We start from the raw sequence: 25,641 nt of genomic DNA, 5'->3' as shown, positions 1-25,641 counted from the left end.
GGCGGCCTGTAGATCTAGAGCGAGATCTTTCCGCGGCAGATATCCGAGAACATCACCCAGTCGCCCATCAAGCTGTAGATGGGGTGACGAAAGGTGGCCGGGCGGTTCTTCTCGAACGCGAAGTGGCCCACCCAGGCGAACCCGTAGCCGCAAACGACTGCCGCCGGCAGCCAGAGCCACACGCCGGTGGCGATGGCCATGGCGAGGCAGCCGATCACGCCCAGTGAGCCGATGAAGTGCAGGCGCCGCGACGTGAGATTGCGATGTTCGCTCAGATAGTACGGATAGAACTCCGCGAAATTTGCGAAGTGCTCGGTGTGGGTTGCGTGATTCATCGTCTCCTCCTTTGTGCGGCGGCGTGCTTCGCGCGCTGTCCGGACGCTGCGGCAACCATCCTGCAAGGCAACCCCATTTTCCGGCGATCTGTCGGGTGGCGCAAGCCGACCTGGCGGCTCGCACGCCTCCATGCTTTCCCGTGCTCGATGGCCTATGGATGCACGGCAAACGTGTAGAGCGCGTCGAGCGTCGCGTCCGGCTGCTCGGTCATCAGCGCGTGGCCCGCGTCGAGCGTTACCGTGTCCACCGGCACGCCGGCTTGTGCGAGCGCATCGGCGATCGCGCGCGCTGCGCGCGGCGGCGTCATCGCGTCGAGCCGTCCCACCACGAACCGCACCGGGCAGCGCACCTTCGCCGCGCTCGCGAGTCCGTCCGCGTAATCGTTGCAGGCCGCGAAATCGGTATGGAAGAGTTGCGGCTCGCCGCGCGCCGAAACGCGCTCCATCAGCCGCTGGTTCACGCCGCGTAGCCAGAAGCCCGGGCCAGGACTGGACGGCTTCGCAGCAAGCGTCGAATGCGACCACTGGTTCACGAGCGCGATCGCTTCGGGCTCGCGCTCGCGGGCGGCATCGAGCAGCATCGGCGATACCGTCATCGGAAACGCGGTGGCGAGGAGCGCCACGCGGCGCACGCGCTCCGGATGGCGTGCCGCGAATTCGAGCGCGACGAGCGAGCCCATGCTGTGTCCCGCGACGAACGCCTCGCGCACGCCGAGTGCATCGAGCAGCGCGGCGAGCCAGTCGGCAAGCGCACCGATGCTCGTGAGCGCGGGGCCCGCGCTGCGCATGTGGCCGGGCAGATCGACGGCGAGTACGGAAAAGCCGTGATGCGCGAAGTAGCGCGATTGCAGGCCCCAGACGCTGTGATCGTGCTCGGCGCCGTGGACGAACACGGCGACAGGCCGCGCCGCATCGAACGCTCGCGTACCGGTGTAGGCGTAGACCGGCTTGCCTTGCACATCGACGATCATGACACCTCCTTGCCAGCCGTCTTCGCGCGTGCGCTGGACGCGGCCTTCTGCGACGCCTTGAGCGCGCGTTTGAGGTCGTCGATGAGGTCGTCGGGATCTTCAAGTCCGATTGAGAGGCGGATCGTCCCTTCCGTGATGCCAGCCGCGGCGAGGGCGGTCGCGTCCATGCGGAAATGCGTCGTCGAGGCGGGATGGATCACGAGCGAACGCGCGTCGCCGACGTTCGCGAGATGCGAGAAAAGCGACAGCGATTCGATGAAGCGTTTGCCCGCCTCGCGTGTGCCACGCAGGTTGAAGCTGAACACGGCGCCTGCGCCGCGCGGCAGCATGTGTTGTGCGAGCGCGTGATCGGGGTGGTCCGGCAATTCGGGATACGCGACCGATTCGACCGCCTCGTTCGCGACGAGAAACTCGACGATGCGCCGCGTATTGGCGACGTGCCGTTCCATGCGCAGCGGTAGCGTTTCGATACCCTGAAGCAATTGCCACGCCGCCTGGGGGTGCAGGCACGCGCCGAAGTCGCGCAAGCCCTCGCGGCGCGCGCGCAGCAAGAAAGGCGCGACCGTGCTCTCTTCGGCGAACACCATGCCGTGAAAGCCTGCGTACGGTTCGGTGAACTCCGGAAAGCGGCCCGACGCCTCGAAGTCGAACGTGCCGCCATCGACGAGCACGCCGCCGATCGTCGTGCCGTGGCCGCCGAGGAATTTCGTCGCCGAGTGATAGACGAAGTCGGCACCGTGTTCGAAGGGGCGCAGCAGCCAGGGCGTCGTGAAAGTGGAATCGACGAGGAGCGGCACGCGATGATCGTGCGCGATCTGAGCGACGGCGGCGATGTCGAGCACGTCGAGGCCCGGATTGCCGAGCGTCTCTCCGAAGAGAAGTCGCGTGTTGGGGCGTAGCGCGGCGCGCCACGCGTCGAGGTCGCCGGGTTTGACGAAGGTCGTCTCGATGCCGAAGCGACGCAGCGTGTAATCGAGCAGGTTGTGCGAGCCGCCGTACAGCGCCGCCGACGCGACGATGTGCGCGCCCGCGCCCATCAACGTGGCAATCGCGAGATGCAGTGCGGCCTGGCCGCTCGCGGTGCCGATCGCGCCCGCGCCGCCCTCGAGCGCGGCGACGCGCTCTTCGAAAACGGCGACCGTGGGGTTCGAGATCCGCGAATAGACATGGCCCGCGCGCTCCATGTTGAAGAGCGCGGCGGCGTGGTCGGTATCGCGGAAGCTGAACGAGGTGGTCTGGTAGATCGGCGTCGCACGGGCGCCGGTGGCGGGGTCGGGTGCCGCGCCGGCATGCAGCGCGAGCGTATCGAAACGGGTATCGGGCATCGTGGCGGCGCGGCCGGCGCCTGGCCGGCGTCGGAGATCAGGTGAGGCAATCGTAACATCGCTTGGGCGCGCGGCCAGGGGCTTTCCTCGCGCGACGGCCTGCAGATGGGTTCCGCGTGGCGGATTTTTCGGGACGGATGGGCTAGTGGCGCGGTTCTGATCAGGTTTGCATGCCGCAGCCCGTTTGCTTTCCTTTTGGCAGCCTTTCCGCTAGGATCGAAAACAGGTAGGTATCTATTCAGCATCTCCCCCTATTTACGCGGCATTTCCAGGAGACACATCATGCGCGTGAGCGACATCCTCAAGGTCAAGGGCAACGTGCTCTTCACCGTCACGCCCGACACCTTGTTGCAGGACGCAGTCACGACCATGGCCGAGCACGACATCGGCTCGCTGGTCGTGATGGAGTATGGCGATCTTGTCGGCATGCTGACATTCCGCGAGGTTATCCTCACGTTGCGTGCGAACGGCGGCACGGTCGGCACCTCGACGATCCGCAAGGTCATGGACGATCATCCCATCTCCTGCACGCCGGAAACCGATGTCGACGAAGTCCGCCGCATCATGCTCGAGCATCACGTGCGCTATCTGCCGGTGATGGAGAGCCGTGCGCTGATGGGCGTGATTTCGTTTTACGACGTCGCGAAGGCGGTGGTGGAGGCGCAGGACTTCGAGAATCGTCTGCTGAAAGCGTATATCCGCGACTGGCCCGAGGAGGAGCGCCACGTGGCGCGATAATCGGCGTCAAGCGTTCTTCGCTTCGAACATGAAAAAGCGCGCGTCAGGCGCGCTTTTTCGCGTCTGAGCCCCCTTAACTTCTGTCAGATCCGGGCTGCTTTCGATGAACGATCGTCCGATCCCTGCTACGAGCGACGCCACGCGCGAACGCACCGGGCATGCGTCGCAATTCACGCTGCTGCGCGAGCGGCGCTTCGCGCCTTTCTTCTGGACACAGTTCCTCGGCGCGATGAACGACAACGTGTTCAAGATTGGTTTCACGTCGCTCGTCACGTATCAGGCGGCGCGGTTTTCCGGCGTCGATCCGAAAACCGTTGCATTCCTCATTTCGGCGATCTTCATCGCCCCATTCGTGCTCTTTTCCGCCACCGCGGGCCAGATCGCCGACAAGTACGACAAAGCGATGCTCGCGCGCTGGGTCAAGACTTTCGAGATCGCCGTGATGCTGGTCGGCGCAACGGGTTTCTGGCTGCATAGTGCGCCGCTTCTCTACGCATGCACGTTCCTGATGGGCGTCCATTCGACGGTGTTCGGGCCCGTCAAGTATGCGTATCTTCCGCAGAATCTCAGCACGGATGAACTCGTCGGCGGCAACGGGCTCGTCGAAATGGGCACGTTCGTCGCGATACTGCTTGGGACGATTATCGGTGGCGTGGCGGCCGGAATCGGCGCGACGGATGCCGGCGCGGGCGGCGGCACGCCCGCCGGCGCCGTGTGGCTGGGTGCGTTGTGCATTGGCGTGGCGATCGTCGGGCGCGTGGCGTCGGCATTCGTGCCGCCCTGTGCGCCTTCGCAGCCGGGACTGCGCATCAACTGGAATCCGGTCTCCGAAACCTGGCGTAACCTGCGACTCGCCCACGGCAACCGCACGGTGTTCCTGAGCCTCCTTGGTATCTCGTGGCTGTGGTTCTTCGGCGCGACGTTTCTCTCGTCGTTCTTCAATTTCGCGAAGGACGTGTTGTCGGCCGACTCCGGCGTCGTGACGGTGCTGCTCGCCATGTTCTCGCTGGGTATAGGCCTCGGCTCGCTGCTCTGCGAGCGGCTCTCGCGGCGGCGCATCGAGATCGGGCTCGTGCCACTCGGCTCGATCGGCATGAGCGTGTTCGGCATCGATCTTTTTTTCGCGAGTCATGCGCTGCCCGCGGCGCCGCATCTGCTGTCGGTCGGCGAATTTCTCGGCGTCGCCGCGCACTGGCGCGTGCTCGCGGATCTGTTCCTGCTCGCGATGTTCGGCGGCTTCTACAGCGTGCCGCTCTACGCGCTGATCCAGAGCCGCAGCGAGCCGAGCCATCGCGCCCGCATCATCGCCGCGAACAACATTCTCAACGCGCTCTTCATGATCGTGTCCGCGCTGATGGCGATGGCGCTCAGCAACGCGGGCGTCGGCATTCCGGGCATCTTTCTCACGACTGCGCTTCTGAACATCGTCGTCGCGGCGTACATCTATACGCTCGTGCCGGAGTTCCTGCTGCGCTTCATCGCGTGGGTGCTCGTGCATACGTTCTATCGCGTGCGGCTCGTCCACGCCGAGCACATTCCGGTCAAGGGTCCGGCGGTGCTGGTCTGCAACCACGTGAGTTACGTCGATGCGATCGTCATCATGGCCGAAAGCCCGCGACCGATCCGCTTCGTGATGGATCACCAGATCTTCCGGAACCCGTTCCTCGGCTGGGTGTTTCGGCACGCGAAGGCGATTCCGATCGCGCCCGCGCACGAGGACGCCGCGCAACTCACGGCAGCTTATGACGCGTGCGCTGCGGCACTGGCCGACGGCGACCTCGTCTGCATCTTTCCCGAAGGCAAACTCACGAAGACGGGCGATATGAACCCGTTCCGCCACGGTGTGACGGAGGTGCTCAGGCGCTCGCCGGTGCCCGTCGTGCCGATGGCGCTACGCGGGCTGTGGGGCAGCGTGTTTTCGCGCGGGGCGGTTTCGGATCAGCCGCGTCCGGCGCGGCGCGCTTTGGCTAGCCGCCTCACGCTGGCGGTGGGCGAGCCGATTGCGCCTGACGAAGTGACGCTCGAACGATTGCAGGAAACCGTCGCTGAATTGCGCGGGGCGCGGCGGTAGGGAAGAGGCACCGACCGCCCCGGCCTGAAGCGCGGGCGGCGGGCCGCTCAGGCTGGCATAATGCTGGATTCCCCGATTTTCTTTGGACGACTGCCATGTCCGGCAACACGCTCGGTACGCTTTTCACCGTCACCACCTTTGGCGAATCCCATGGTCCGGCCATCGGCTGCGTCATCGACGGCTGCCCGCCCGGCATGGCGCTAACCGAGGCCGACATCCAGCATGACCTGGACCGTCGCCGCCCCGGCACGTCGCGTCACGTCACGCAGCGCCAGGAAGAGGACAAGGTCGAGATCCTGTCGGGCGTGTTCGAAGGCACGACGACCGGTACGCCGATCGCGCTGCTGATCCGCAACACGGACCAGCGCAGCAAGGACTACGGCAATATCGCCGAGACCTTCCGGCCTGGCCACGCCGACTACACGTACTGGCAGAAGTACGGCATTCGCGACTATCGCGGCGGCGGCCGCTCGTCGGCGCGCCTGACGGCGCCGACTGTCGCGGCGGGCGCCGTGGCGAAGAAGTGGCTGCGCGAGCGCTTTGGCGTCGAAGTGCGAGGCTACATGGCGGCGCTCGGCGAAATCGACGTGCCGTTCGTCGACTGGAAGCACGTGCCGGAGAACCCGTTTTTCGTGCCGAACGCCGACATCGTCCCGCAGCTCGAAGACTACATGGATGCATTGCGCAAGGACGGCGATTCGATCGGCGCGCGCATCAACGTGGTGGCATCGGGCGTGCCGGTGGGCTGGGGCGAGCCGCTCTTCGACCGCCTCGACGCCGACATCGCGCACGCGATGATGGGCATCAACGCGGTGAAGGGTGTCGAGATCGGCGCGGGCTTTGCGAGCGTCGCGCAGCGCGGCTCGGTCCATGGCGACGAACTCACGCCCAACGGCTTCCACGGCAACCACGCGGGTGGCGTCCTCGGCGGGATAACGACTGGGCAGGACATCACCGTCTCGATCGCGATCAAGCCGACGTCGAGCATTCGCACGCCGCGCCGTTCGATCGACAAGGCGGGTACGGCCGCGAGCGTCGAGACGTTCGGCCGCCACGATCCGTGCGTGGGCATCCGTGCTACGCCGATCGCCGAGGCCATGCTCGCGCTCGTACTGATCGACCATGCGTTGCGCCATCGTGCGCAGTGCGGTGACGTCGTCGTGACGACGCCGAAGATCGCGGCCAGCGACGAATGAGCCACGCTTGAGCCGATAATGAAAAACGCCGCGTAATGCGGCGTTTTTTATGGGGAGAGCGTCGTGGGCATCGCAACAGCGTCGATGCCCGAACTGCAGGCGAATTACATGTTCGGGTAGTTCGGCCCGCCGCCGCCTTCCGGCGTGACCCACACGATGTTCTGCGTCGGGTCCTTGATATCGCAGGTCTTGCAGTGCACGCAGTTCTGCGCGTTGATCTGCAGACGGTCGCTGCCGTCGTCGTTCTTCACGAACTCGTATACCGCCGCCGGGCAGAATCGTGCCTCGGGGCCCGCATACGTACGCAGGTTCACATCGACCGGCACGCTCGTATCCTTCAGCGTCAGGTGCGCCGGCTGGTTTTCCTCGTGATTCGTATTGGAAATGAACACCGAAGACAGGCGGTCGAAGGTGAGCTTGCCATCGGGCTTCGGATACTCGATCGGCTTGCACTGCGACGCCGGTTTCAGCATCTCGTTGTCGCGATGCTGGTGATGCAGCGTCCACGGCACCTTGCCGCCGAAGAGCTTCTGCTCGATGCCCACCATCAGCGTGCCGAGGTACAGGCCCTTGCTCATCCACTGCTTGAAGTTGCGCGCCTTGTACAGCTCGTCGTGCAGCCACGACTGCCGGAACGCTTCGGGGTAGGCCGTGAGTTCGTCGTGCTGGCGGCCGGCCTGCACGGCGTCGAACGCCGCCTCGGCGGCCAGCATGCCGGTCTTGATCGCGGCGTGGCTGCCCTTGATGCGCGAGGCGTTCAGGAAGCCCGCATCGTCGCCGACGAGCGCGCCACCCGGGAACGTGAGCTTCGGCAGCGACGTCAGGCCGCCCGCCGTGATCGCCCGCGCACCATAGGACACGCGCTTGCCGCCTTCGAGGAACTTGCGGATTGCCGGGTGCGTCTTGTAGCGCTGGAATTCCTCGAACGGCGAGAGGTACGGATTCGTATAGGCGAGGCCGACGACGAAACCGACCATCACCTGGTTGTTGTCGATGTGATAGAGGAACGAGCCGCCGTAGGTGTCCGATTCCAGCGGCCAGCCGGCCGTGTGGACCACCAGGCCCGGCTGGTGCTTCGCCGGATCGATTTCCCAGAGTTCCTTGATGCCGATGCCGTAGACCTGCGGATCCGAATCCTTGCCGAGCTTGAGCTTCTCGTTGAGCTGCCGGCCCAGATGTCCGCGGCAGCCTTCGCAGAACAGCGTGTACTTCGCGTGCAGCTCCATGCCGAGCTGGAAGTTCTCGGTCGGCTCGCCGTCCTTGCCGATGCCCATGTTGCCGGTGGCGACGCCCTTCACCGAACCGTCGTCGTTATAGAGCACCTCGGCGGCCGGGAAGCCCGGGAAGATCTCCACGCCCAGCGCCTCGGCCTGCTGGCCCAGCCAGCGGGTGACGTTCGCGAGGCTGATGACGTAGTTGCCGTGGTTCTTGAAGTTCTCCGGCAACGCCCAGTTGGGCACCGCTTTCGCGCCGGTTTCCGAAAGGAAAAGGAACTTGTCTTCGGTGACAGGCACGGTGAGCGGCGCGCCCTGTTCCTTCCAGTCGGGGATCAGTTCATTGAGCGCGCGCGGGTCCATGACCGCACCCGAGAGGATATGCGCCCCGATTTCCGAGCCTTTTTCGAGGACGCAGACACCGATCTCGACGCCTTTTTCCTGAGCCAGCTGCTTCAGGCGGATCGCCGCCGACAGGCCCGCCGGGCCGCCGCCTACGATCACCACGTCGTATTCCATCGACTCACGCGGGCCGTATTGCTCCAAAAGACTTGCAGGGGTCATCAGTGCTCCTCTTGCCATTAGAATGCTTTTTTCGGGTTCGTATTGTCGGGTAACCCACCCCGGGCTGCAACCGGAGATACCGACATTAGCACGACCGTTCTATTTTTTCCAGAAACGCCCGCCTGGCGCCGATAGCCGGCATGGGCGTTTCTCCATACTTGAACAGGAACCGCAAATGGGCCGCTCGATCAATCTGGAAGGCAAGGTGGCGATGATCACCGGCGCGTCGAGTGGGCTCGGCAAGCGTTTTGCCCGTGTGCTCTCTCAGGCCGGCGCGAAGGTCGTGCTGGCGAGTCGGCGCGTCGAGCGGCTCAAGGAGCTACGCGCCGAGATCGAGGCGGACGGCGGTGCCGCGCATGTCGTTTCGCTCGATGTGACGGACTACCAGAGCATCCGGTCGGCCGTTGCGCATGCGGAGACCGAGGCGGGGACCATCGACATCCTCGTCAACAATTCCGGCGTTTCGACCACGCAGAAGCTGGCGGACGTGACGCCCGCCGATTTCGAGTACGTGTTCGACACCAATACCCGCGGCGCATTTTTCGTCGCGCAGGAAGTGGCGAAGCGCATGATCATGCGCGGTAACGGCGGCGGCCCGAAGCCGGCGTACCGGATCATCAATATCGCGTCCGTGGCGGGGTTGCGTGTGCTGCCGCAGATCGGCCTCTATTCGATCAGCAAGGCTGCCGTCGTGCATATGACGAAGTCGATGGCCCTCGAATGGGGCCGCTACGGGATCAACGTGAACGCGATCTGCCCGGGCTACATCGACACCGAAATCAACCATCACCACTGGGCGACCGAACAGGGCCAGAAGCTCATCTCGATGCTGCCGCGTCATCGCGTCGGCACGCCTGAAGATCTGGACGGCCTGCTGCTGTTGCTGGCCGCCGACGAGTCCGCTTTCATGAACGGCTCGATCATTTCCGCCGATGATGGCTTTGGGCTCGCCCCATGAGCGAGCCCGGGGCCGGGACCCGGCGCCTCGTATTGACGCAAGAAGAAGTGTAATGAGTGATTACCACCCCGTTTTTGAAATGACCATGCCGATCCGCTGGGGCGACATGGATGCCTTCGGACACGTGAACAACACGGTTTATTTTCGCTACATGGAGCAGGTGCGGATTTCCTGGTTCGAGCAACTGGACATGGCCGGCCCCGACGCCAAAGGGCAGGGGCCAGTGATCGTCAATGCATCGATGGAGTTTTTGAGGCAATTGCACTATCCGGGCGACATCGTTTGCACGATGACGGTCGGCGAGCCGGGCCGCAGCAGCTTCGACACCGGTTTCGAACTACGCCGCGCCGACGATCCCGAAACGCTCTACGCGCGAGGCAATGCGCGTTGCGTATGGATCGACTACACCGCCGGCAAATCCGTGCCGATTCCCGACACGCTGCGCGTCACGATCGAGCAGGCTCCGCTCGTCAAGGCTAGCCGCCCCGGCTGAGCCTGGCGGGACGCGTTCGCCGGCCGTCATTGGCCGAGCAGCCGCTGCAACAGTTCGGTCGCGTTGCCGGTGTCGTACTTGCGCATCAACCGCGCACGGTAGACATCCACCGTGCGCGAGCTGATGTCGAGAATCCGGCCGATCTGCTTGCTCGTTTTTCCCGTCACCAGTTGCGCGGCGATTTCGCGCTCGCGCGGCGTCAATTCGATTGCGACGCGTCGTGTCGCGCTCAGATCCTCGAACGTCCAGATACCCGCCGCATGCGGCGTCGCGCGGTCGAGTGAGCGGCCGGTCACGTGGCACCAGAACAGATCGCCGTCGGCCCGTTTCATGATGCGGTCGTCGGCGTAGCTGCCCTGGGCAGTCATGATCGGCAAAATGCGTGCGCCAATGCGTTCGAATTCGTCTGCGGACGGATACAGCACCTGAAAGGACTGTCCGATCAGCGCTTCGCGCGGGCAGCGGAAGATTGCCGCGACCTGGTCGTTGCAGTCTTCGATCATACGTTCGCGCGATAGCACGAGGCCGATCGGTGCAAGATGAAAGGCGGTCTGGTAGTCGAGCGCGGAACGGGCAGGCGTGTCGGACATGGCGGCGATGCGGGTATTGCTTTATGTAGTTTTGCGTATTGTGCCGCATCGGGGCCCCAGCGTACGCTTTGCACCCATCAGAGGGCCGGTTGCACGATCGCCCGGGGCGAACTGCTTGACAGCGGCGCCGTCGGCGCGTGACTAGAATGAGGCTTTCCCGGGACGTGACGGGCACCCCCGCGCACGGCCGGAACGAGCCGGAACAAGCACCGGAATCCGGATTTCCATTCGAGGAAGGGACACACTGATGAACAAGGTCTATGGAAGCGCGGCTGCCGCGCTCGAAGGCATCGTCAAGGACGGCCAGACGTTCGCGGTTGGCGGTTTCGGGCTGTGCGGCATTCCCGAGGCGCTGATCGGCGCGCTGCGTGACACCGGCGTGAAGGGCATCACCTGCATCAGCAACAACGCGGGCGTGGACGGTTTCGGTCTCGGCCTGCTGCTGGAGACGCGCCAGATCAAGAAGATGATTTCGTCCTATGTGGGCGAGAACAAGGAATTCGAGCGCCAGTACCTCTCGGGCGAACTCGAACTTGAATTCACGCCGCAGGGCACGCTGGCCGAGAAATTGCGCGCGGGCGGCGCCGGCATTCCGGCGTTCTTCACCAATACCGGCTACGGCACGCTGATCGCCGAGGGCAAGGAAACGCGCCAGTTCGGCGAAAACCACTACGTGCTGGAGCACTCGTTGACGGCCGATGTCGCGCTCGTCAAGGCGTGGAAGGCAGACAAGTCTGGCAACCTCATCTACCGTCGCACGGCGCGCAACTTCAACCCGATGTGCGCGATGGCGGGCAAGATCACGGTCGTCGAGGTCGAGGAGATCGTCGAGAACGGCGCACTCGATCCGGATGCGATCCACACGCCGGGCATCTTCGTGCAGCGCATCGTGCTCAATGCGCACCCGGAGAAGCGTATCGAACAACGTACCGTGCGCGCTGCAGTACGCGCTTGAGGGAGACCGACCATGGCATGGAATCGTGACGAAATGGCTGCGCGCGCGGCGCGGGAATTGCAGGACGGCTTTTATGTGAACCTCGGCATCGGCTTGCCGACGCTCGTGGCCAATCACGTACCCGCGGGAATGGAGGTGTGGCTGCAGTCGGAGAACGGCCTGCTCGGCATCGGACCGTTCCCGACCGAAGACGAGGTCGATGCGGACATGATCAACGCCGGCAAGCAGACCGTGACGACGCTGGCGGGTTCGTCTATTTTCTCGTCGGCGGACTCGTTCGCGATGATTCGCGGCGGCCACATCAATCTCGCGATCCTCGGCGCGATGCAGGTGAGCGAAAAGGGCGACCTCGCGAACTGGATGATCCCGGGCAAGATGATCAAGGGCATGGGCGGCGCGATGGACCTCGTCGCGGGTGTCAAGCGCGTGGTCGTGCTCATGGAGCACGTCGCGAAGGGCGACCAGCACAAGATTCTCGATACGTGCACGCTGCCGCTCACGGGTGTGGGCGTAGTGGACGTCATCATCACCGATCTTGGCGTGATCGAGGTGACGGACGCAGGCCTCGTGGTGACCGAGCTGGCGCCGGGGGTGACCGTGGACGAAATCAAGGCGAAGACGGGCGCGGCGCTCGATGTGAGCGCGGTCAACTGAATGTTGTAGCTGGTGGAGCATGACCTGGGCGGGCGGGACTTCGGTCTCGCCCGTTTTGTTTGGGTACGTGTATTTTCGCGTTTCGTGGCGCGGGTGAAACGTCGTCCGGGCGGCATAGGCCGGAACGCCAGGTCTCGTGCGTGCGCCGCCTTGCTGTGCGCGGTTTCCGGCGGTGTGCAGTGGATTGCCGATACCGTTACGCCGGGCGGCGCGTGGCTATCCAGAGGCGCAAAGCCGATTACAATCGCCGGACAACCTTCCACGAGGAACCAGCGATGAGCCTGCCGTCCGCCGTGCCACGTCAACACTACGTCCAGTGTGTCAGCCCCTCGGGCCTGCATCGCATCGCTTACACGGAGTGGGGTGACGCCGGCAATCCGCGCGTGCTCGTTTGCGTGCACGGGCTCACGCGCTCGGGGCGCGACTTCGACGGGCTCGCCGCCGCGTTGTCGGCCGCGTATCGCGTCGTATGTCCCGATGTCGTCGGGCGGGGGCTGTCGTCGTGGCTCGTGGACTCTCGCAGCTATGGTATTGCGCAGTATGTCGCCGATATGGTCACGCTGATCGCGCGTACCGGTGTCGAGAAGGTGGACTGGTTCGGCACGTCGATGGGCGGACTGATCGGCATGTCGCTCGCGGGGTTGCCCGACGCGCCGATTGGCCGCATGGTGCTGAACGACGTCGGCCCTCGCATCGAGCCAGGCGCTCTCGCACGCATCGGTGAATACGTCGGGCGCGACGAGCGATTCCCGTCGCTGCAGGCGGGCGTCGATTGCGCGGCACGGCTCGCTGCCTCGTTCGGACCGCTCACGGACGACGAGTGGCGCGAGATCAACACGCCGCTTCTGCGCGAAGTGGATGGCGAGTGGCGTTTCCGGTATGACCCGCGCATCGCCGAGCCGTTCAAGACGATCACGCCCGAACAGAGCGAACTGGGCGAGCAATTGCTGTGGCGTTCGCTGGCGGCGTTCAGGGGGCCGGCGCTCGTTGTGCGCGGCGAGCAATCGGACCTGCTCTCGCGCGAGACCGTCGCGAAAATGGTCGAGGCGGGCCATGATCTGTCGAGCGTCGAAATCCCGGGCGTTGGCCATGCGCCGGCGTTTCTGTCCGACGACCAGATCGCACTGGCACGGCGTTTCCTGTGCGCTGGGGACGCCGACGCGTCATAATATGAGATTGCCCGACGCGACCCGGCCAATGCCCGCGTCCAACTTCTACAGGAATCTTCATGGCAGTCATTCGTCACCACGTTGGGCCGCGCCTTTCGGAAACGGCGGTCCACAATGGCACCGTCTATCTCGCTGGCCAGATCGCGGAAGACACGAAGCAGGACATCGCGGGTCAGACGCGCGAAGTCCTTGGTCACATCGACCGCCTGCTCGGCGAAGCGAACAGCGACAAGTCGCTGTTGCTCTCCGTGCAGATCTATCTCGCGGACATGAAGGATTTTCCCGGCATGAACGCCGTGTGGGATACGTGGGTCGTGCAGGGCGCGACGCCGCCGCGTGCGACGGTCGAGGCGAAGCTCGCGAATCCAGAATGCCGCGTCGAAATCGTCGTGGTGGCTGCCCAGCGCAGCTAACCCTCTGTAACGCGTCCAACGGTTGTTTATTCCGTTTTGTTGTAGCCCGTCCGGTGCGCCGGAGGGCACTGTCTCATGAGTAACGAAAGCCTACCCTTGCCCGCCGTACCGGTTGCGTTACCGTCGATCGACGACGCGCTTGCGTTCGTGCGCGAGCACGCGCGCGACGCACGCCTGTCTACGGGCGAGATGCTCATCGAGCACGCGCAGGGCACGGCAGCGATCATGGGCGGACTGAACGTCGATCCGCCTGCGGTGCTTGCGGCGGCGCTGTTCAATATCGCGCCGCATCTCGATGACCCCGAAACGACGCTCGAAGCGCGTTTCGGCCCGGATGTGACGAAGCTCGTCTTCGATGTGCGCAAGCTCCTGCGTCTTGGCACCGTGAGCCTGCGCGCGGCCCAGAACGCGGCGGCCGATACGGGCCGCGACGCGCAGTCCGAGCGCCGCGCGCAGGTCGAATCGCTGCGCAAGATGCTGCTCGCGTTTGCTCACGATATTCGTGTGGTGCTGATCCGGCTCGCGTCGCGGGTGCAGTCGCTGCGCTACTACGCTGCTGCGAAGATCACGCCCGCGCCGGAAGTGTCGCGCGAGACGCTCGAGATTTATGCGCCACTCGCCAACCGGCTTGGTATCTGGCAACTCAAGTGGGAACTCGAAGACCTCGCATTTCGCTTCGAGGAACCCGCCACGTACAAGCGCATCGCGAAGCTGCTCGACGAGAAGCGTGCCGAGCGCGAGTCCTACGTTTCGGAGGCGATCGCGCGACTGCAGCGCGAGATCGCGGCGGCACACATCGAGGCGGAGGTCAGTGGGCGGCCCAAACACATCTACAGCATCTGGAAGAAGATGCGGGGCAAGGACCTCGACTTCTCCGAACTCTATGACGTTCGCGCGTTCCGCGTGATCGTGCCGGACATCAAGGATTGCTACACAGTGCTCGGCATCGTGCACAACCTGTGGCAACCGGTGCCGAAGGAATTCGACGACTACATCTCGCGGCCGAAGCCCAATGGCTACCGGTCGTTGCACACGGTCGTGATCGGCGACGACGCTCGCGCATTCGAGGTGCAGATCCGCACGCGGGAGATGCACCAGTTCGCAGAGTACGGTGTGGCCGCGCACTGGCGTTACAAGGAAGCGGGGTCGAAGGGTTACGGCGGGCAGTTCAGTGCAAGCGGCAGCTATGACGAGAAGATCGCGTGGCTGCGGCAGTTGCTCGCATGGAAGGACGATGTTGCGGACAGCCGTGAGCCTTGGGAGCAACTGCGCCAAACCACGCTCGACGACGACCACATCTACGTCTTGACGCCGCAGGCGCGCGTGATCGCGCTGCCTGTGGGGGCGACGCCGCTCGACTTCGCCTATCACCTGCACAGCGAACTGGGGCATCGCTGTCGCGGCGCACGTGTGGACGGCGCGATGGTGCCGCTCAACACGCAGTTGCGCAACGGCCAGACTGTCGAGGTCGTCGCGGTGAAAGAGGGCGGTCCGTCGCGCGACTGGCTCAATCCGCAGCTCGGCTATCTGCAAAGCCACCGCGCGCGGCAGAAGGTGCGTGCATGGTTCAACGCGATCGATGCGCAGGAAAACATCGCGAACGGCCGGGCGATGGTCGAAAAGACCTTGCAGCGCGAGGGCCGCACGTCGGTCAGCCTGGATCAGCTTGCGACCAGGCTCGGATTCAAGACGCCTGACGACCTCTTCGCGGTGGTCGGCAAGGAAGAGTTCAGTCTGCGCCAGGTCGAGCAGGCGTTGCATGATGCGCCCGCCGTCGAGCCGGAAGAAGAGACGCCCGAGCAACTCACCAAACGCGCGAGCGGGGCGAACGTGGCGCATGGGGCGTCGTCGGGCGTGCTGGTCGTGGGCGTCGACGCGCTTCTCACGCAGCTCGCACGCTGCTGTCGCCCGGCGCCCCCGGACGAAATCAGTGGGTTCATCACGCGCGGCAAGGGCATGTCGATCCATCGCAGCGACTGTCCAACGTTCCTGCGCATGGCGGGCCGATCGCCCGAACGCGTGTTGCAGACCACCTGGTCCGCCGACGTGATGGGCGGGCGCGGACAGTCGGTCTACCCGGTGGACATCTCGATCGAGGCCACCGACCGCCAGGGTCTTCTGCGAGACATCTCGGAGGTGTTCGCTCGCGAGAAGATGAACGTGATCGGTGTGAAGACCCAATCGCGGCGCAATGCGGCGTACATGATGTTTACGGTTGAGGTGTCGACTTCCGCCCAGATCCAGCGTGCCTGTGTGCTGCTGGGCGAGGTGGGCGGTGTGGTGAAGGCGTCACGCAAGGCCTGATTGGGGCGAGTTCGCGCGGCGTTTTTCCGCACCGCAAAAAACTGCTTGCCAAGTCAGCCAGTGCATCATACAATCTTGCTTCTTCAGGCTCGTAGCTCAGCTGGTTAGAGCACCACCTTGACATGGTGGGGGTCGTTGGTTCGAGTCCAATCGAGCCTACCAACGAAATCGAAGCTTTCGGTGTTGCTTTCGCATTACCGAGGCTTCAACTGCAGTAAGGGCGCAAAGCGCTATAAGGCGGATACGGTTATGACACCGCGAACGTTCACCGAAACTACTTCGGAACGACGCTAGTCGAGGACCACTTTCGCCCTGCTGTCTGGTTTGATCATGTGAATGCGGCCCCTCGAAAGCGGGGCCGCATTTTTTTTCGCCGCAAGTTCGCCGCAAGCGCTCCGGGGTTTGCGGCGAGGGTCTGCTTGTACGACGTGCGACTGGCTCACCTCGAGCCAGCCTCTTTTGGAGAATGCAATGGTTGCGATACGTCTGCCTGACGGTTCGGTTCGACAGTACGATCATCCCGTGACGGTCGCCGAAGTGGCGGCCTCGATTGGCCCGGGTCTCGCCAAGGCGGCGCTCGGCGGCAAGCTCGACGGCGAACTGGTCGATACGTCGACGCTGATCGATCGCGACGCATCGCTTGCCATCGTCACCGACAAGGACGCAGACGGCCTCGACATCATTCGTCACTCGACGGCGCACTTGCTCGCCTACGCGGTGAAGGATCTGTATCCGGAAGCGCAGGTTACGATCGGACCGGTCATCGACAACGGTTTCTACTACGACTTCGCCTACAGCCGTCCCTTTACGCCCGAAGATCTCGAAAAGATCGAAAAGCGCATGCAGGAACTCGCGAAGAAGGATGAACTGGTCACGCGTCGCGTTGTTTCGCGCGGCGAGGCGGTCGATTATTTCCTGAGCATCGGCGAGAAGTACAAGGCCGAGCTCATCGAGTCGATTCCGGGCGCGGAAGAAATCAAGCTGTACGCACACGGTGGGTTCACGGATCTGTGCCGCGGTCCGCACGTGCCGTCGACGGGCAAGCTCAAGGTCTTCAAGCTCATGAAGGTTGCGGGCGCCTACTGGCGCGGCGACTCGAAGAACGAGCAACTGCAGCGCATCTACGGTACGGCCTGGACGAAGAAGGAAGATCAGGACGCCTACCTGCACATGCTCGAAGAGGCGGAAAAGCGCGACCACCGCAAGCTCGGCAAGCAGCTCGACCTGTTCCACATGCAGGACGAGTCGCCGGGCATGGTGTTCTGGCACCCGAAGGGCTGGACGCTCTGGCAGCAAGTCGAGCAGTACATGCGCGGCCGTCTGCGCGAAGCCGGCTACGACGAGATCAAGACGCCGATGATCATGGATCGCTCCCTCTGGGAAGCGTCGGGCCACTGGCAGAACTACCGTGAAAACATGTTCACGACGGAGTCGGAAAAGCGCGACTACGCCGTCAAGCCGATGAACTGCCCGGGCCACGTCCAGGTGTTCAACCACGGCCTGCGTTCGTACCGCGATCTGCCCCTGCGCTATGCGGAATTCGGCTCGTGCCATCGCAATGAAGCGTCGGGTGCGCTGCACGGCCTGATGCGCGTGCGCGGCTTCGTCCAGGACGACGCGCACATCTTCTGCACGGAAGACCAGGTCATCAGCGAGTCGATTGCCTTCAACACGCTCGCGATGAGCGTCTACAAGGATTTCGGGTTCGATCACATCGACATCAAGCTGTCGCTGCGCCCGGACTCGCGCGCGGGGACGGATGAGACGTGGGACCGCGCCGAGCAGGGCCTGCGCGACGCATTGACGGCGTGCTGCCTGCAGTGGGAAGAGCTGCCGGGCGAGGGCGCGTTCTATGGCCCGAAGGTCGAGTACCACATCAAGGACGCGCTCGGCCGCTCGTGGCAGTGCGGCACGCTGCAGCTCGACATGGTGCTGCCGGAGCGCCTCGGCGCCGAGTATGTGGCCGAGGACAACAGCCGCCGCCGCCCGATCATGCTGCACCGTGCGATCCTCGGCTCGATGGAGCGTTTCCTCGGGATTCTGATCGAGCACCATGCTGGTGCGATGCCGTCGTGGCTCGCTCCGGTGCAGGCTGTCGTGATGAATATCGCGGAAAGTCAGGCCGAATATGCCGCCAATCTGGCCCAATCGTTGCAAAAACAAGGGGTTAGAGTGGAGGCTGATTTGCGCAACGAGAAAATTAGCTATAAAATACGCGAGCACACGCTCGAAAAGGTCCCGTACCTGCTTGTCGTAGGCGACAAGGAGCGTGAAGCGCAAACGGTAGCCGTGCGTGCCCGTGGCGGTGTCGATCTGGGTGTGATGCCCGTCGGCGCCTTCTCCGAGCGCCTGAGCGAGGACGTGAAGACGTTCCGCTAGTCGTCTCGATCAGCCACTGTGGTCGGCGGCTCTTTTTAATTTTTAGAGGAAACGTAACATCGCTACTGAAAAGCCGCATCGCATCAACGGTGAAATTACTGCACCCGAGGTGCGTCTCGTCGGAATCGAGAACGAGCCGCTCGGCATCGTGAAACTTGCCGATGCGTTCCGTCTGTCGGAACAACAGGACGTCGATCTGGTTGAAATTGCCCCGCAGGCAGTGCCCCCGGTCTGCCGTTTGATGGACTACGGCAAGTTCAAGTACCAGGAGGCGAAGAAGCAGCACGAGGCCAAGCTCAAGCAGAAGGTCATCCAGGTCAAGGAAGTCAAATTCCGCCCGGGTACCGACGACGGCGATTACAACGTCAAGCTGCGCAATCTCGTCCGCTTCCTCGAAGACGGCGACAAGACGAAGATTACGTTGCGTTTCCGGGGCCGCGAAATGGCCCACCAGGAAATCGGCATGCGGATGCTCGAGCGTCTGCGCACCGACCTCGACGAGGTTGGTCAGGTCGAGCAGATGCCGAAAATGGAAGGGCGCCAGATGATCATGGTGCTCGCTCCGAAGAAAAAGAAGTAAGCATACGTAGCACCGCTCTGGCGGCGCGGCGAGTGTGAGCAGGTTTGAGAAGTGCGCTCCGGCGGCGTTCAAGGCCGGGGTGGAAAGCAGGTTCCGGAACGGCGCCCGCGCGCCGCACGAGAGTGCGCTCACGTGCGGCAGACGGGCGTTTTTCCTGAAAGCGGCGGTGAGCGAAGTCTGTCGAAACAGTCGACTGAAGCAGCCAGCTGCGAAAACAAGTGGAGTGGGTTTCGAAGGGCGGTCATAGGGCGAAGCGCAGGGTGTATCACACAATGCGCGAGAGCCAGCCGCACACCCATATCCATCAAATAATGGAGTTTCGTCATGCCCAAGATGAAGACCAAGAAGAGCGCTGCAAAGCGCTTCGTGGTGCGTCCGGGTGGTACCGTCAAGCGCGGTCAAGCCTTCAAGCGTCACATCCTGACCAAGAAGACCACCAAGAACAAGCGTCATCTGCGTGGTGCCACGGCCGTTCACGATGCTGATGTGAAATCCGTGCGCGCAATGATGCCGTTCGCGTAATCCTCAACCGACAACTCATAGGAGCTAAACATGCCTCGAGTCAAACGTGGGGTTACCGCACGGGCCCGCCACAAGAAAATCATCAACCTGGCCAAGGGTTACCGCGGCCGTCGCAATAACGTCTATCGCATCGCCAAGCAGGCGGTCATGCGCGCAGGCCAGTACGCCTACCGCGATCGCCGCAACAAGAAGCGTGTGTTCCGCGCACTGTGGATCACGCGTATCAACGCGGCGGTGCGTCAGCACGACATGACCTACAGCGTGTTCATCAACGGCCTGAAGAAGGCGTCGATCGAACTCGACCGCAAGGTCCTGGCCGATATGGCGGTGTTCGACAAGCCTGCATTTGCTGCGATCGTCAAGCAGGTGAAGGCCGCCGTCGCTGCCTGATTGAACAGGTATTGCGCAGGTTCGTTGCAGCAGACATTCCGGTCGTTTCGGTGATGCTGCAACAAAAACGGGGCTCCTCACCGAGCCCCGTTTTTGTTGGTACGTTCCGTGCGTGGCTATCATGCTGTGTCGCCCGCCATGCGCGAGCGGTATCGCACAAGACTCAAACACTGACGCTGAAAAGATGGGATCAATGGATCTGGACCAGATTGTCGCCGACGCGCAAAGCGCCTTCGCTGCCGCCCCTGACGTCAACACGCTCGAAAACGAGAAAGCGCGCTTTCTCGGCAAGTCGGGTGCGCTGACCGAACTGCTGAAGGGGATGGGCAAGCTCGATCCCGAGACGCGCAAGACCGAAGGCGCGCGCATCAATGCCGTCAAGCAGCAGGTCGAGGCCGCGCTCACCGCGCGCCGCCAGGCGCTGGCCGACGCGCTCCTGAACCAGCGGCTCGCCGCCGAAGCGATCGACGTCACGTTGCCTGGCCGTGGATACGGCACGGGCAGCCTGCACCCGGTGATGCAAACGTGGGAGCGCGTCGAGCAGATTTTCGGCTCGATCGGCTTCGACGTCGCAGACGGTCCCGAGATCGAGACCGACTGGTACAACTTCACGTCGCTCAACAGCCCGGAAAACCATCCGGCGCGTTCGATGCAGGACACGTTCTACGTCGACGGCAAGGATGCGGAAGGCCGGCCGCTGCTGCTGCGCACGCACACGAGCCCGATGCAGGTGCGCTACGCGCGCACGCATACGCCGCCCATCAAGGTGATCGTGCCGGGCCGCACGTATCGCGTGGACAGCGACGCGACCCACTCGCCGATGTTCAACCAGGTCGAAGGTCTCTGGATCGAGGAGAACATCAGCTTCGCGGACCTGAAGGGCGTCTACACCGATTTCCTGAAGAAATTCTTCGAACGTGACGATATCAAGGTGCGGTTCCGTCCTTCGTATTTCCCGTTTACGGAGCCATCGGCCGAAATCGACATGATGTTCGAGCAGGGCAAGAACGCGGGCAAGTGGCTCGAGATCTCGGGTTCGGGCCAGGTGCATCCGACCGTGATCCGCAACATGGGCCTCGACCCGGAGCGCTATATCGGCTTCGCGTTCGGCAGCGGTCTCGAACGCCTGACGATGCTGCGCTACGGCGTGCAGGATCTGCGTCTGTTCTTCGAAGGCGATCTGCGCTTCTTGCGCCAGTTCGCCTGACGCGCCGACCAAGCACTCGACGCATCTGCGCTTCACGAAACGGACGCGGCACTGAATGACGGTGCGCGAGAACCCGCTTCGTGACGGTCTCAATCTGTCTGGAACGTAAAACGAAATGCTATTCCCCGAATCCTGGCTGAGAAGCTTTGTCGATCCGAAGCTCACGACCGATGAACTGGCCCACGCGCTCACCATGGCGGGCCTCGAAGTCGAGGGCTTGAGCCCGGCTGCGCCGCCGACGTCGAAGATCGTCGTCGGCCGCGTGCTCGAAGTCGTCAAGCACCCGGACGCGGACAAGCTCAACGTGTGTCAGGTCGATGCCGGCACGGGAGCTACGCTGAACATCGTCTGCGGCGCGCCCAACGTGGCTCCCGGTATCAAGGTGCCGGTAGCGCTCGTCGGCGCGGAACTGCCTCCGGCCGAAGAAGGCGGCAAGCCGTTCGCGATCAAGCTCTCGAAGCTGCGCGGCGTGGAAAGCCAGGGCATGCTGTGCTCGGCGCGCGAACTGAAGCTCTCCGAAGACCACAGCGGTCTCTTGATCCTGCCGGAAGACACGCCGATCGGTCAGGATATCCGCGAAACGTTGAATCTCGACGACACCATCTTCGAAATCAAGCTCACGCCGAACAAGGCCGACTGCCTTTCGGTGTACGGCGTCGCGCGCGAGACCGCCGCGATCACCGGCGCGCCGCTCACGGCGCCCGTGTATCCGCAGGTCGAAGTGAAGCTCGACGGAGACAACGCCCGGCTGCCCGTGAAGGTTTCGGCGCCCGATCTGTGCGGCCGCTTCTCGGGCCGCGTGATCCGCGGCGTGAACGCGCACGCGAAGACGCCGCAATGGATGGTCCAGCGTCTCGAACGCTCAGGCCAGCGCAGCATCTCGGCGCTCGTCGACATTTCGAACTACGTGATGCTCGAACTGGGCCGTCCGTCGCACGTTTTCGATCTCGACAAGATCCACGGCTCGATGGACGTGCGCTGGGGCAAGAAGGGCGAAACGCTCAAGCTGCTCAACGGCAACACCGTCGAAGTCGACGAAACCGTCGGCGTGATCGCCGACGACCGCCACATCGAAAGCCTCGCGGGCATCATGGGCGGCGACAGCACGGCCGTCTCGCTCGACACCACGAATATCTATGTCGAAGCCGCTTTCTGGTGGCCGGACAGCATTCGTGGCCGCTCGCGCCGCTACAACTTCTCGACCGATGCGGGTCATCGTTTCGAGCGCGGCGTCGATTGGTCGACGACCGTGGAGCACCTCGAGCGCATCACGCAATTGATCCTCGACATCTGCGGCGGTGCAGCAGGCCCGATCGACGATCAGACCGTCAACGTGCCGAAGCGCGAGCCGGTGAAAATGCGCGTGGCGCGCGCCGCACGCATCATTGGCGTGCAGATCGGCGCCGACGAGATCGCGCAGATCTTCACGCGCCTTGGCCTCGCGTTCGAGCGCGACGGCGAAACGTTTAGCGTGACGCCGCCGCCGTACCGCTTCGATATCGAAATCGAAGAAGACCTGATTGAAGAAGTCGCGCGCATTTACGGCTTCGAAAAGATTCCGGCGAATCCGCCCGTTGCAAAGAGCGAGATGCGCGCGACCAACGAGACGCGCCGCTCGATTCACGCGATCCGTCACGCGCTCGCGGCGCGCGACTACGCTGAAACGGTCAACTTCAGCTTCGTCGATGCAGAGTGGGAGCAGGACTTCGCCGGCAACGATGCGCCCGTGCGACTCCTTAACCCGATCGCGAGCCAGCTTTCGGTCATGCGCACGACGCTCTTCGGCAGCCTCGTCAATGTGCTGCGCCACAACCTCAACCGCCGCGCCGATCGCGTGCGCGTGTTCGAGGCGGGCCGCGTGTTCCTGAACGATCCGTCGATCAGGGCGGGCGAGTTGACTGTCGAAGGCCTGGAGCAGCCGAAGATGATCGGCGCGCTTGCCTATGGTCCCGCGCTCGAGGAGCAGTGGGGTGCGTCGGCGCGGGCCGTCGACTTCTTCGACGTGAAGGGCGACCTCGAAGCGCTTTTCGCGTCGCTGGGCGCGGCCAATGCGCCGCGCTTCGTGAAGGCCGAACATCCGGCACTGCATCCGGGCCGCAGCGCGCGCGTCGAAGTGGGCGGCAAGGCTGTGGGCTGGATCGGTGAAATGCACCCGCGCTGGATGCAGAAATATGATCTGCCGCATGCGCCGATGCTGTTCGAAATCGAGGCCGACGCGCTGATGGCCCGCGATCTGCCGGCTCCGTCCGATGTCTCGAAATTCCCGCCTGTGCGACGTGACATCGCGCTTGTGGTGGATCAGAAAATCGAGGTTCAGGCGCTGCTGGACGAGTTCCAGAAGGGCGCGCAAGACGACGCCTGCCGGATTGTTCAGAAGGTTGCACTTTTCGATGAATTTCGTGCAAAATCAAATACTTCCGGACTTGGCGCAGACGAGAAAAGCCTTGCCTTCCGGGTGACCCTGCAAGATACTGGCGGGACCCTGCAGGACGAGACGGTCGATGCGGCCATCAAGTCCCTGGTGGATCGCCTGGCTCGAGTGTATGGCGCCCGGCTGCGTGGATAAGACCCAAGGCTGACGCTTAGCGTTGAGAGACTTCCGGTTGCAGTGCGGTTGTTACCGGAAGCGCGCCATTTCATAGATAGATGAACGAAATGAACTCGAGTGATTTCGAAGCCCTTCTTGCGGCACAGCGTAGCCACATGACCCGCGATCTTCCTGCCTCCATGTCGAGCGCCACGACGGACACGCCGACGCTGACCAAAGCCGAGCTGGCGGAACTGCTGTTCGACAATGTCGGGCTCAACAAGCGCGAGGCGAAGGACATGGTCGAAGCGTTCTTCGAAGTGATTCGCGATGCGCTCGAAAGCGGCGACAGCGTGAAGCTGTCGGGCTTCGGCAATTTCCAGTTGCGCGACAAGCCGCAACGACCTGGTCGCAATCCGAAGACGGGCGAAGCGATTCCGATCGCGGCGCGCCGCGTCGTGACGTTCCATGCGAGCCAGAAATTGAAGGCGCTGGTGGAAAGCGGCGCCGAAGCGAGCTTCAGCCGCTGACCCGATGCGACGCCTCCGCCGCGGTGGCACGCGGTGGTAATGAGGCGGGCAGCGCGGCGACGGTGACGCAATATTGCGCAACCATCACGACAGCACTCCGGCGATGACACAGACAATCGAGAAGGTCGTCTTGCCTCCGATTCCCGCCAAGCGCTACTTCACGATTGGCGAAGTGAGCGAGCTGTGCGGCGTGAAGCCTCACGTGCTGCGCTATTGGGAGCAGGAGTTCACGCAGTTGAAGCCGGTGAAGCGGCGGGGCAACCGCCGCTACTACCAGCATCACGAGGTCCTGTTGATCCGGCGCATACGCGAGTTGCTGTATGAGCAGGGGTTCACGATCAATGGCGCGCGCAACCGTCTGGATTCCCGCGGAGCGGTGATTGACGACGCCGCGCCGGCCGTGAGTGCGGAGACCGAGGTTGCGGAGCAAGACACGATGGCACTGGTCGATGTCGATCAGTTACGCAAGGAATTGCTGCATGTGCTCGATCTGCTCGGGCATTGATGGTGCCGCTGCAAATCTCCTCGCCGGCAGTTTGAATCGGGGCGAGGCTCTGTTATACTGTTCAGCTCTCGGGGCGTAGCGCAGCCTGGTAGCGTACCTGCATGGGGTGCAGGTGGTCGGAGGTTCAAATCCTCTCGCCCCGACCAAGGAAATCAACGGGTTACAGATGAAAGTCTGTAACCCGTTTTTCTTTGTGTCGATTTTTACCCCACTTTTTACCCCACCGCGAATTTACCCCACCGAAAAGCGCTTTCTGTGGCGTCTCCCGTTGTTTCCACCTCTAAAGTTTTGACCTCCATCGCCCGTTAGCTGGATCGATGCGCTCGCATTCGTCTAGCGTTGTAAACCCAGTCATATAAGGTGGAACCGTTGCTACAGAACATCGCTTTCGCGTCGAGCGCGTTTACTATCCTGCGCCCTGATAGCCGCCCAGCGATCCGAGATTTCGTGAACGCCATTGGTCATGGCCTCCGGTTCAGACATCCTGATTTGACAGCGGATGATGTCGAAGACCTTGTGACCTTTTCAGCTTCGGTACTCGACGAGGAGACACGGGCCAGCCGCCAAGGCGTCCCGCTGGACGAATATCTCGCGCTCACCGGCGGCGTTGCGGATAACCTCGTCGATTACCTTCAGCAGCGAAAATTCATCATCGATGGTCAGTGGCGAGTGCGGAATGCCGTCTTGCTGGGGCAGCTTCGGCAGTGGCCGGAGCGGGCCGTCGCGCTAACGCTATATGCCCATGCATTGCTTCGTGTCGATCACACGCTTACATATGTAAGGAATAACGAGGGTGCGGCTGCGTTTGATGCGATGGCGATTGCGGCAAGCTGCGTTGTCCACGCTGGGTTCTATCTTGGCGTTGAGGCTCCCTTGGTCGATGGTGCTGCAATCGACATTCGTACAGCCAAAAGGGAGTCTGCCGCAGCATCTGCCGAAGGCCGGAAATCTGCAATACGCGAGCGTGTATTGACCCAGTGAAAACCTGCTCAAGTCATAATTGAAGGAACGTGGCGATGAGCGTGAAGATGGAAGAAGACATCAAGCGATG

Annotated in this window: 24 protein-coding genes and 2 tRNA genes; 21 read left to right on the top strand and 5 right to left on the bottom strand. The window is 63.1% G+C overall.

Annotation, left to right across the window (positions count from 1 at the left end; translation table 11 throughout):
• Window positions 1-14: 14 nt before the first annotated feature.
• The 3 genes from D1Y85_RS23365 to D1Y85_RS23355 form a co-directional block, all read right to left on the bottom strand.
• Window positions 15-335 carry an Mpo1-like protein gene (locus D1Y85_RS23365; RefSeq protein WP_124153454.1) on the bottom strand — a complete coding sequence of 107 codons (321 nt, stop codon included), beginning with the start codon at window positions 333-335 and terminating at the stop codon, window positions 15-17.
• A 152-nt stretch (window positions 336-487) separates the two neighbouring features.
• A complete protein-coding gene (locus D1Y85_RS23360) occupies window positions 488-1,306 on the bottom strand; it encodes an alpha/beta fold hydrolase (protein WP_124153453.1) in 819 nt (272 codons plus the stop codon).
• Window positions 1,303-2,631, bottom strand: coding sequence for an O-acetylhomoserine aminocarboxypropyltransferase (locus tag D1Y85_RS23355; protein ID WP_124153452.1), 1,329 nt, complete (start codon window positions 2,629-2,631; stop codon window positions 1,303-1,305). The genes D1Y85_RS23360 and D1Y85_RS23355 overlap by 4 nt, the downstream gene beginning before the upstream one ends.
• A gap of 282 nt (window positions 2,632-2,913) precedes the next feature.
• Between D1Y85_RS23355 and D1Y85_RS23350 the strand changes: the two genes are divergently transcribed.
• From D1Y85_RS23350 to aroC, 3 genes are all read left to right on the top strand, one after another.
• The gene (locus D1Y85_RS23350) at window positions 2,914-3,369 is read left to right on the top strand and encodes a CBS domain-containing protein (protein WP_124153451.1); all 456 of its coding nucleotides are present in this window, start codon (window positions 2,914-2,916) and stop codon (window positions 3,367-3,369) included.
• A 103-nt stretch (window positions 3,370-3,472) separates the two neighbouring features.
• Entirely contained in the window at window positions 3,473-5,440 is a 1,968-nt protein-coding gene (locus tag D1Y85_RS23345; RefSeq protein ID WP_124153450.1) for an MFS transporter, read from the top strand.
• Window positions 5,441-5,535: 95 nt separating this feature from the next.
• Window positions 5,536-6,636 (top strand): chorismate synthase, encoded by a 1,101-nt coding sequence (aroC, locus tag D1Y85_RS23340; RefSeq protein ID WP_124153449.1) that lies wholly within the window; start codon window positions 5,536-5,538, stop codon window positions 6,634-6,636.
• A 104-nt stretch (window positions 6,637-6,740) separates the two neighbouring features.
• Here the strand turns inward: aroC and D1Y85_RS23335 are convergent, their stop codons facing one another.
• Window positions 6,741-8,414, bottom strand: a complete 1,674-nt coding sequence (locus D1Y85_RS23335; protein ID WP_124153448.1) for an electron transfer flavoprotein-ubiquinone oxidoreductase — start codon at window positions 8,412-8,414, stop codon at window positions 6,741-6,743.
• Between the two features lie 175 nt (window positions 8,415-8,589).
• Between D1Y85_RS23335 and D1Y85_RS23330 the strand changes: the two genes are divergently transcribed.
• Both D1Y85_RS23330 and D1Y85_RS23325 read left to right on the top strand, forming a co-directional pair.
• The gene (locus D1Y85_RS23330; protein ID WP_124153447.1) at window positions 8,590-9,372 is read left to right on the top strand and encodes an SDR family oxidoreductase; all 783 of its coding nucleotides are present in this window, start codon (window positions 8,590-8,592) and stop codon (window positions 9,370-9,372) included.
• A 52-nt stretch (window positions 9,373-9,424) separates the two neighbouring features.
• Window positions 9,425-9,865, top strand: coding sequence for an acyl-CoA thioesterase (locus D1Y85_RS23325; RefSeq protein WP_124153446.1), 441 nt, complete (start codon window positions 9,425-9,427; stop codon window positions 9,863-9,865).
• Between the two features lie 26 nt (window positions 9,866-9,891).
• Here the strand turns inward: D1Y85_RS23325 and D1Y85_RS23320 are convergent, their stop codons facing one another.
• Window positions 9,892-10,455, bottom strand: coding sequence for a LuxR C-terminal-related transcriptional regulator (locus D1Y85_RS23320; RefSeq protein WP_124153445.1), 564 nt, complete (start codon window positions 10,453-10,455; stop codon window positions 9,892-9,894).
• A 247-nt stretch (window positions 10,456-10,702) separates the two neighbouring features.
• Here D1Y85_RS23320 and D1Y85_RS23315 point away from each other — a divergent pair, with 247 nt between their 5' ends.
• The 16 genes from D1Y85_RS23315 to D1Y85_RS23235 all read left to right on the top strand — a co-directional run bounded on the left by D1Y85_RS23315 (window position 10,703) and on the right by D1Y85_RS23235 (window position 25,571).
• Complete coding sequence (locus D1Y85_RS23315) at window positions 10,703-11,410, top strand: CoA transferase subunit A (protein ID WP_124153444.1); 708 nt, start codon at window positions 10,703-10,705, stop codon at window positions 11,408-11,410.
• Window positions 11,411-11,422: 12 nt separating this feature from the next.
• Window positions 11,423-12,064, top strand: a complete 642-nt coding sequence (locus D1Y85_RS23310) for a CoA transferase subunit B (RefSeq protein ID WP_124153443.1) — start codon at window positions 11,423-11,425, stop codon at window positions 12,062-12,064.
• A gap of 275 nt (window positions 12,065-12,339) precedes the next feature.
• Window positions 12,340-13,233 (top strand): alpha/beta fold hydrolase, encoded by an 894-nt coding sequence (locus D1Y85_RS23305; protein ID WP_124153442.1) that lies wholly within the window; start codon window positions 12,340-12,342, stop codon window positions 13,231-13,233.
• A gap of 59 nt (window positions 13,234-13,292) precedes the next feature.
• Complete coding sequence (locus D1Y85_RS23300; protein ID WP_124153441.1) at window positions 13,293-13,646, top strand: RidA family protein; 354 nt, start codon at window positions 13,293-13,295, stop codon at window positions 13,644-13,646.
• A 75-nt stretch (window positions 13,647-13,721) separates the two neighbouring features.
• On the top strand, window positions 13,722-15,950 hold the full coding sequence (locus tag D1Y85_RS23295; protein ID WP_124153440.1) for a RelA/SpoT family protein: 2,229 nt from the start codon (window positions 13,722-13,724) through the stop codon (window positions 15,948-15,950).
• A gap of 85 nt (window positions 15,951-16,035) precedes the next feature.
• A tRNA-Val gene (locus D1Y85_RS23290) sits at window positions 16,036-16,112 on the top strand.
• A 309-nt stretch (window positions 16,113-16,421) separates the two neighbouring features.
• The gene (gene thrS / locus D1Y85_RS23280; RefSeq protein WP_124153439.1) at window positions 16,422-18,329 is read left to right on the top strand and encodes a threonine--tRNA ligase; all 1,908 of its coding nucleotides are present in this window, start codon (window positions 16,422-16,424) and stop codon (window positions 18,327-18,329) included.
• A gap of 58 nt (window positions 18,330-18,387) precedes the next feature.
• Entirely contained in the window at window positions 18,388-18,909 is a 522-nt protein-coding gene (gene infC, locus D1Y85_RS23275) for a translation initiation factor IF-3 (protein WP_124153438.1), read from the top strand.
• A 324-nt stretch (window positions 18,910-19,233) separates the two neighbouring features.
• Window positions 19,234-19,431, top strand: a complete 198-nt coding sequence (gene rpmI, locus D1Y85_RS23270) for a 50S ribosomal protein L35 (RefSeq protein WP_124153437.1) — start codon at window positions 19,234-19,236, stop codon at window positions 19,429-19,431.
• 30 nt (window positions 19,432-19,461) lie between these two features.
• Window positions 19,462-19,821 carry a 50S ribosomal protein L20 gene (rplT, locus tag D1Y85_RS23265; protein ID WP_124153436.1) on the top strand — a complete coding sequence of 120 codons (360 nt, stop codon included), beginning with the start codon at window positions 19,462-19,464 and terminating at the stop codon, window positions 19,819-19,821.
• 193 nt (window positions 19,822-20,014) lie between these two features.
• Entirely contained in the window at window positions 20,015-21,028 is a 1,014-nt protein-coding gene (gene pheS / locus D1Y85_RS23260) for a phenylalanine--tRNA ligase subunit alpha (protein ID WP_185219097.1), read from the top strand.
• 115 nt (window positions 21,029-21,143) lie between these two features.
• Window positions 21,144-23,594: a phenylalanine--tRNA ligase subunit beta gene (gene pheT / locus D1Y85_RS23255; protein WP_124153434.1), complete on the top strand. Its 2,451-nt coding sequence runs from the start codon at window positions 21,144-21,146 to the stop codon at window positions 23,592-23,594.
• A gap of 80 nt (window positions 23,595-23,674) precedes the next feature.
• Window positions 23,675-24,085, top strand: coding sequence for an integration host factor subunit alpha (locus D1Y85_RS23250; protein ID WP_124153433.1), 411 nt, complete (start codon window positions 23,675-23,677; stop codon window positions 24,083-24,085).
• Between the two features lie 103 nt (window positions 24,086-24,188).
• Window positions 24,189-24,590: a MerR family transcriptional regulator gene (locus tag D1Y85_RS23245; RefSeq protein WP_124153432.1), complete on the top strand. Its 402-nt coding sequence runs from the start codon at window positions 24,189-24,191 to the stop codon at window positions 24,588-24,590.
• 69 nt (window positions 24,591-24,659) lie between these two features.
• A tRNA-Pro gene (locus D1Y85_RS23240) sits at window positions 24,660-24,736 on the top strand.
• A gap of 223 nt (window positions 24,737-24,959) precedes the next feature.
• Window positions 24,960-25,571 (top strand): hypothetical protein, encoded by a 612-nt coding sequence (locus D1Y85_RS23235; protein ID WP_185219096.1) that lies wholly within the window; start codon window positions 24,960-24,962, stop codon window positions 25,569-25,571.
• Window positions 25,572-25,641 lie beyond the last annotated feature (70 nt).

This window comes from Paraburkholderia dinghuensis (assembly GCF_003837865.1).
GTDB classification, from domain to species: Bacteria; Pseudomonadota; Gammaproteobacteria; order Burkholderiales; family Burkholderiaceae; genus Paraburkholderia; species Paraburkholderia dinghuensis.
The sequence above is the reverse complement of the archived record's forward strand: the minus strand, read 5'-3'. Positions and strand labels throughout refer to the sequence as shown.

What these genes read in the sequence shown, in the direction of transcription:
- D1Y85_RS23330 (WP_124153447.1), top strand. Translation starts at nt 8,590, where the DNA reads ATGGGCCGCTCGATCAATCTGGAAGGCAAGGTGGCGATGATCACCGGC.
- D1Y85_RS23335 (WP_124153448.1), bottom strand. Translation starts at nt 8,414, where the DNA reads ATGACCCCTGCAAGTCTTTTGGAGCAATACGGCCCGCGTGAGTCGATG.
- D1Y85_RS23245 (WP_124153432.1), top strand. Translation starts at nt 24,189, where the DNA reads ATGACACAGACAATCGAGAAGGTCGTCTTGCCTCCGATTCCCGCCAAG.
- D1Y85_RS23325 (WP_124153446.1), top strand. Translation starts at nt 9,425, where the DNA reads ATGAGTGATTACCACCCCGTTTTTGAAATGACCATGCCGATCCGCTGG.
- D1Y85_RS23310 (WP_124153443.1), top strand. Translation starts at nt 11,423, where the DNA reads ATGGCATGGAATCGTGACGAAATGGCTGCGCGCGCGGCGCGGGAATTG.
- D1Y85_RS23355 (WP_124153452.1), bottom strand. Translation starts at nt 2,631, where the DNA reads ATGCCCGATACCCGTTTCGATACGCTCGCGCTGCATGCCGGCGCGGCA.
- D1Y85_RS23300 (WP_124153441.1), top strand. Translation starts at nt 13,293, where the DNA reads ATGGCAGTCATTCGTCACCACGTTGGGCCGCGCCTTTCGGAAACGGCG.
- D1Y85_RS23250 (WP_124153433.1), top strand. Translation starts at nt 23,675, where the DNA reads ATGAACGAAATGAACTCGAGTGATTTCGAAGCCCTTCTTGCGGCACAG.
- pheT (WP_124153434.1), top strand. Translation starts at nt 21,144, where the DNA reads ATGCTATTCCCCGAATCCTGGCTGAGAAGCTTTGTCGATCCGAAGCTC.
- D1Y85_RS23315 (WP_124153444.1), top strand. Translation starts at nt 10,703, where the DNA reads ATGAACAAGGTCTATGGAAGCGCGGCTGCCGCGCTCGAAGGCATCGTC.
- D1Y85_RS23350 (WP_124153451.1), top strand. Translation starts at nt 2,914, where the DNA reads ATGCGCGTGAGCGACATCCTCAAGGTCAAGGGCAACGTGCTCTTCACC.
- D1Y85_RS23305 (WP_124153442.1), top strand. Translation starts at nt 12,340, where the DNA reads ATGAGCCTGCCGTCCGCCGTGCCACGTCAACACTACGTCCAGTGTGTC.
- pheS (WP_185219097.1), top strand. Translation starts at nt 20,015, where the DNA reads ATGGATCTGGACCAGATTGTCGCCGACGCGCAAAGCGCCTTCGCTGCC.
- D1Y85_RS23295 (WP_124153440.1), top strand. Translation starts at nt 13,722, where the DNA reads ATGAGTAACGAAAGCCTACCCTTGCCCGCCGTACCGGTTGCGTTACCG.
- D1Y85_RS23320 (WP_124153445.1), bottom strand. Translation starts at nt 10,455, where the DNA reads ATGTCCGACACGCCTGCCCGTTCCGCGCTCGACTACCAGACCGCCTTT.
- D1Y85_RS23365 (WP_124153454.1), bottom strand. Translation starts at nt 335, where the DNA reads ATGAATCACGCAACCCACACCGAGCACTTCGCAAATTTCGCGGAGTTC.
- D1Y85_RS23345 (WP_124153450.1), top strand. Translation starts at nt 3,473, where the DNA reads ATGAACGATCGTCCGATCCCTGCTACGAGCGACGCCACGCGCGAACGC.
- rpmI (WP_124153437.1), top strand. Translation starts at nt 19,234, where the DNA reads ATGCCCAAGATGAAGACCAAGAAGAGCGCTGCAAAGCGCTTCGTGGTG.
- aroC (WP_124153449.1), top strand. Translation starts at nt 5,536, where the DNA reads ATGTCCGGCAACACGCTCGGTACGCTTTTCACCGTCACCACCTTTGGC.
- rplT (WP_124153436.1), top strand. Translation starts at nt 19,462, where the DNA reads ATGCCTCGAGTCAAACGTGGGGTTACCGCACGGGCCCGCCACAAGAAA.
- thrS (WP_124153439.1), top strand. Translation starts at nt 16,422, where the DNA reads ATGGTTGCGATACGTCTGCCTGACGGTTCGGTTCGACAGTACGATCAT.
- D1Y85_RS23360 (WP_124153453.1), bottom strand. Translation starts at nt 1,306, where the DNA reads ATGATCGTCGATGTGCAAGGCAAGCCGGTCTACGCCTACACCGGTACG.